This window comes from Bradyrhizobium sp. UFLA05-109 (assembly GCF_054185165.1).
In genome coordinates this window covers 1-5,468 of the sequence record NZ_JBBIAR010000142.1, presented here as the reverse complement: position 1 = coordinate 5,468, position 5,468 = coordinate 1, and the positions used below count along the sequence as shown (strand labels likewise).

The 5,468-nt window shown below is 64.3% G+C and carries 5 protein-coding genes; 3 read left to right on the top strand and 2 right to left on the bottom strand.

Features of this window, described 5'->3' with window-relative positions; all coding sequences use genetic code 11:
* Positions 1-143: 143 nt before the first annotated feature.
* On the bottom strand, positions 144-326 hold the full coding sequence (locus Q3C01_RS44565) for a hypothetical protein (protein ID WP_458151688.1): 183 nt from the start codon (positions 324-326) through the stop codon (positions 144-146).
* Positions 327-512: 186 nt separating this feature from the next.
* Here Q3C01_RS44565 and Q3C01_RS44560 point away from each other — a divergent pair, with 186 nt between their 5' ends.
* From Q3C01_RS44560 to Q3C01_RS44550, 3 genes are all read left to right on the top strand, one after another.
* Positions 513-2,339, top strand: coding sequence for an aminopeptidase P family protein (locus Q3C01_RS44560; RefSeq protein WP_458151686.1), 1,827 nt, complete (start codon positions 513-515; stop codon positions 2,337-2,339).
* A 284-nt stretch (positions 2,340-2,623) separates the two neighbouring features.
* Entirely contained in the window at positions 2,624-3,901 is a 1,278-nt protein-coding gene (locus Q3C01_RS44555) for a multidrug effflux MFS transporter (RefSeq protein WP_458151685.1), read from the top strand.
* A 300-nt stretch (positions 3,902-4,201) separates the two neighbouring features.
* A complete protein-coding gene (locus tag Q3C01_RS44550; RefSeq protein WP_458151684.1) occupies positions 4,202-4,714 on the top strand; it encodes a Spy/CpxP family protein refolding chaperone in 513 nt (170 codons plus the stop codon).
* Positions 4,715-4,958: 244 nt separating this feature from the next.
* Here the strand turns inward: Q3C01_RS44550 and Q3C01_RS44545 are convergent.
* A partial coding sequence (locus Q3C01_RS44545; RefSeq protein WP_458151683.1) for a BRCT domain-containing protein occupies positions 4,959-5,468 on the bottom strand: 510 nt, incomplete at its 5' end.

The following is a 5,468-nucleotide window of genomic DNA, read 5'->3' as shown; positions in this document are numbered from 1 at the left end:
CTTTCCTGCAAAATCGAATACTAATCAGGACCAATTCTGCTTATTTCTCAGACCGATCCGTATTCTTCACGGATGACGAAGTGGTGGGCACGCTTCGCTTTGCCCACCCTACGGACTCCCCGCGAGCGGAGCGAGGTGAAGCGCTATTCCGCCGGCTTGTCGTCGCGGCTAATCGGAACGCGCTTCTCGCGCAGGATCCGCCTAGCGCGGCGCTCGGCGAAGCGGTCGATCATCTGGTAGATGACGCCGCGCGGCTTCTCGGGTTCGGGTGAGGACGGTCCACGACGGACCGGAGGCGAGATCTTTTCAAACGTAAACGCAGGCATCGTGTGTCCCCTCGCCGTTGAGATGAACCACTTGCTCTTTTTGCCCTGTCATCCGGATGAAGCGCAGGAGCCGCATCCCTTACTCCACGCGACGCGAATGGAACTTCGCAAGCACAGTCTATGCCAATGCACAACGATTGCGTCCACATTGCGGAGCAATCCCGGTCACCCTAAGATAGTCACAGCATGTTCGAAGCTCACTTCCAGACATTCGAGGAGCCGGAGGCCGGCGTCGCATTGAGCGCGCGGCTTGCGGCACTTCGCGAAGAACTCGCCCGTCGCAAGCTCACCGGTTTCGTCGTTCCGCGCGCCGACCAGCAGCAGAATGAATATGTGGCGCCGTCGGAGGAACGCCTGGCCTGGCTCACCGGCTTCACCGGCTCGGCGGGACTGGCCGTCGTGCTGCCGCAAGAGGCAGCAGTGTTCGTCGACGGCCGCTATACGCTGCAAGCGGCAAAGCAGGTCGACGCAAAGGCCTGGGCCGTCGAACCGCTGATCGAACCGCCGCCGGAGAGCTGGCTCTCCGCGCATCTGAAGGCGGGCGATCGCCTAGGATTTGACCCATGGCTGCACACTTTTGCGGCAGCCGAACGCCTGTCCGCCGCCTGCGCCAAGGCCGGCGCCGAGCTGGTGGCGGTCGACTCGAACCCGGTCGATGCCGTCTGGCACGACCGGCCACCCGCGCCAATCGCGCCGGTCGTGATTCACGCCCTTCAATATGCGGGGATCGCGGAGGTGGAGAAGCTCGCGCAGATCCGTAGCGAGATCGGCAAGCTCGGCGCCGATGCGCTGGTGCTGTCCGACAGCCATGCGGTGGCCTGGAGCTTCAACATCCGCGGCGGCGACGTCGCGCACACGCCCCTGCCGCTCTCCTACGCCTTGGTGCCGAAGGACGGCCGGCCGACCGTGTTCATCGACCACCGAAAACTCTCCAACCTGACGCGCGACCACCTCGAACACTCCGCCGACGTGCGCGAGCCGGACGCGCTAGCACCGACGCTGATGGCACTCGCCAAGAGCGGCGCGGCCATCGCACTGGACAATGCCACCGCCGCCGAGGCGGTCAGCCGGCTGATCACGAGCAGCGGCGGCAAGCCGCTGCGCGGCGCCGATCCGGTGACGCTGCTGAAGGCGGTCAAGAACGGCACCGAGATCGCAGGGACGAAGACCGCGCACCGGCGCGACGCGGTGGCGCTGGCGCGTTTCCTCGCCTTCATCGATCGCGAGGCGCCCAGGGGCAAGCTCACCGAGATCGATGCGGTGGAGGCGCTGGAAACCTTTCGGCGCGACACCGGCGCACTGAAGGACGTGTCGTTCCCGACCATTTCCGGCACGGGCCCGAACGGCGCCATCGTGCACTACCGTGTCACCCGCAAGAGCAACCGGCGGATCGCACCCGGCGATCTGCTCTTGATCGATTCCGGCGCGCAATACGAGGACGGCACCACCGACGTCACGCGCACCATGGCCGTCGGCGAGCCCAGCGCAGAGATGCGCGACCGCTTCACGCGCGTGCTGCGTGGCCATATAGCGATCGCGCGCGCGGTATTTCCTGACGGCACCACCGGCGCGCAGCTCGATACGCTGGCCCGGCAATATCTCTGGGCCGCCGGTGTTGATTTCGAGCACGGCACCGGCCATGGCGTCGGCAGCTATCTCTCCGTGCATGAAGGGCCGGCCCGCATTTCGAAGCTTGGCACCACGCCGCTCAAGCGCGGCATGATCCTCTCCAACGAGCCCGGCTACTACAAGACCGACGATTTTGGCATCCGGATCGAGAATCTCGAGCTGGTGGTTGCCGCCGACATCGCAGGCGCCGAGAAGCCGATGAACGCCTTCGAGACGCTGACGCTCGCACCGATCGACCGGCGCCTGATCGATGTGGCGATGCTGAGCAGGGATGAGCTCGACTGGCTCAACGCCTACCACGCGCGCGTCAGGGCCGAGGTGCGGCCCGCGCTCGATGAGGCCACCAGGGCGTGGCTCGATGAGGCGACGGCGGAGCTGACTTAGCATCGCATAGCACGCTCGCGTTGAGCGCAACTCTGGCCCCACCACTCTCGCCCCGCCCTCCGCTGTCATTCCCCGCGAAGGCGGGGAATCCAGTATTCCAGAGACAGTAATTGTAGACGGAGACGCCGCGGCGTACCGGATCGCCCGGTCAAGCGGGCGATGACACCTGCTTTGCGGCAGCGCCTCGCACGAATGACAGTAAAATCTGCGGTGGCAGCCTCACGCATAGCCGCATACCGAAACGACCGTATTCGGCTCGCGCACGATGCGGCTAGTGTCGGTCCATGCATGGCATGATGGGCAAGCCGACGCTCTCGGCGCAACAGAACCTCGCGACCTCGCGCGTGATGCTGATGTTGCTCGTCGCCATGACCGGCGTCGCGCCGATCTCGCTCTACATGCTGGTTCCGGCGCTGCCGGTGCTGGCAACGACGTTCGGTCGCGACATCTCGGTCGCGCAGATGACGGTGTCGCTCTACATGGTCGGCATCGCCTGCTCGCAGATCATCATGGGACCGCTGTCGGACCGGTTCGGCCGGCGACCGGTGCTGCTTGCAGGGCTCGCGCTGATGGTCGCGGCGAGCATCGCCTGCATGTTCGCGGACAACCTGCCGCAACTGATCGCCGCGCGCTTCTTCCAGGCGCTGGGCGGCGCCACCGGCATGGTGGTGAGCCGCGCCATCATCCGCGATCTCTACGAACGCGAGCGGGTCGGCGCGATGATCAGCCTCGTCATCGCCGTCATGATGATCGCGCAAATGCTCTCGCCCCTGACCGGCGGCCTGATCGAGACCGCGTTCGGCTGGCGCGCGATCTTCTACGCCATCACGGGAGGCGCGCTCATAGTCGCCGTCGGCATCGCGCTTGTACTGCCCGAGACGCGCCGCGCCCGCGCCGCCGGCAGCGGCTTTCGCGGCGACGTCGGCAGCCTCATCCGCAACCGCGCCTTCGTCGGCTATGTGCTGTGCCAGGTGCTGGCCTCGCAGATCATCTTCACCTTCGCCGGCGGCGGCCCCTATGTCGTGGTGACGCAGATGGGGCGCAGCAGCGCCGAATATGGCGCGTGGTTCGCCACCACCGGCTTTGCGTATCTGGTCGGCAATCTCGCCTGCGTGCGCTTTGCGCCGCGCCACTCGCTGGAGAGACTGATCTGGTTCGGTCTCGCGCTCCAGCTCAGCGGCAGCGTGCTGAACCTGGTCTGGAGCCTCACCGGCTGGAACGAAGCCCCCGCCTGGCTGTTCGGCACGCAGATGATCGTGATGATAGGCAATGCCTTCGTGATGGCGAACTCGGCGGCCGGCGCGATCAGCGTCCGCCCGGAGGCGGCCGGTACCGCGTCGGGCGCGATGGGCTTTTTGCAGCAGGGCATCGGCGCGCTGGTGTCGCAATTCGGGGCCTATCTCGGCGGCCACTCCACGACGACGCTGCCGCTGACCTCGGCCATCCTCGCCATCTCGCTGCTGTGCGCCTCCACCATGATCTTCATCGTGCCGCGGCGCGAGGTCGTGGTGAGCGAAGCGCTGATCGAGCAGGCGGAAGAGGAAGAGAGCGGGATCTTGTGAAGCTTCTCCGGTGGCGTCTCTCTCCCGTGCGCGGCGCTGATGCTACCATTGGTTTCCCATTTGACCTTTCACTGGCGTGACATCTGTATGACATCCCGTTCCAGCCATACGGGATCCGCCGGAACCAGCTCTCTCGAGTGCGCGCCAAGTCACGCTAGACGTGAACGAGCAGGCGTTTTCGGTCTGTGCGTCAGCCGAACTCACCGACGCGTGAGCGGCTTCTTGACGTAGGTCAAGTCATCCCTGGACCCGATGCTCCCTTCTGCCTGGGGGCGAATGACTCGAGACCAGGAGTTTGCGATGATCCTCAAGAAAACAGCCGTTGCAGCGACTGCAGTTCTCATGCTTGCGTCACCCCTTGCCTACGCAGAAGATGCGTCCACCACTGTAGGCATGAGGCATCCTACCGCCACCGACCTCAAAGCACTGACGGATGCGCGTGTAGGTATAATCAAGGCGGCCTTGCAGATGACGCCGGACCAGGAAAAATTATGGCCGGCAATCGAGGACGCCATCCGCGCGAGAGCGAAAAACCGACAAGCCCGGATGGAACGGGTGGCTGAACTACGCGGTAGCGGCGACCCAATCGAGGCCGTTGCCGAACGCAATCCAGTCGAACTCATGCAACGTCGAGCGGAGATGCTGACTCAACGCGCTGCCGACCTCAAGAAGGTCGCCGATGCCTGGGAGCCGCTCTATAAGACGCTAAGCCCGGATCAGAAGAAGAGGATGGCCTTCGCGACCTATGCGGCCATGCATGGGATACAGGATGCGATTGAACATCGCATGGGATCCGAGGATGACGACGACTAATGATCTTGTTGCATGAGCCGTCACCGCCGCGCATCAATTCGCTTTGGTCGGCGGCGGTGCCGTCGTTTATGCGATCGCGACTAACGCATGATCCGGAAAAGTGCGAAGCGGTTTTCCCTCGCGAGAAACGCGGAACGCGTTTGCGCGGAGATCATGCGCAAACAAGAACCTAAAGCGCGATGACGATTCAACCCTAATCTCATCGCGCTTTAACGCGAGGGAAGCGCGCAACACGAGTCGAGCCTCACTCCCCGATCAGCTTCAGCCATTCGTCTTCGGTCAGCACCTTGACGCCGTGTTTGTTGGCATCCGCAAGCTTTGAGCCGGCGCCAGGGCCGGCGACGACGAGGTCGGTCTTCTTCGACACCGAGCCCGAGACCTTTGCACCGAGCCGCTCGGCCGTGGCCTTGGCCTCATCGCGCGTCATCTTTTCCAGCGAGCCCGTGAACACCACGGTCTTGCCGGCGACGGCTGAATTGCTCTTCGGCTTCTCCGCGTCGATGATGTCGACTTCGCCGGTCAGCCGTTCGACGATGCCGCGGTTGTGGCTCTCGCCGAAATAGTCGGCGATGCTCTTGATCACGGTGTCGCCGATCTGGTCCAGCGCATCCATGTCGGCAACGGCCTCCTCGTCGCCGCGAACGACCTTCAGGCAGGCGTCGTGGAAGGCGTCCCAGGAGCCATAGCCGCGCGCCAGCGCCAGGGCCGTCGTCTCGCCGACATGACGCATGCCGAGTGCATAGATGAAACGTTC

Coding starts and splice junctions, on each gene's coding strand:
- Q3C01_RS44565 (WP_458151688.1), bottom strand. CDS start 326: ATGCCTGCGTTTACGTTTGAAAAGATCTCGCCTCCGGTCCGTCGTGGA.
- Q3C01_RS44560 (WP_458151686.1), top strand. CDS start 513: ATGTTCGAAGCTCACTTCCAGACATTCGAGGAGCCGGAGGCCGGCGTC.
- Q3C01_RS44555 (WP_458151685.1), top strand. CDS start 2,624: ATGCATGGCATGATGGGCAAGCCGACGCTCTCGGCGCAACAGAACCTC.
- Q3C01_RS44550 (WP_458151684.1), top strand. CDS start 4,202: ATGATCCTCAAGAAAACAGCCGTTGCAGCGACTGCAGTTCTCATGCTT.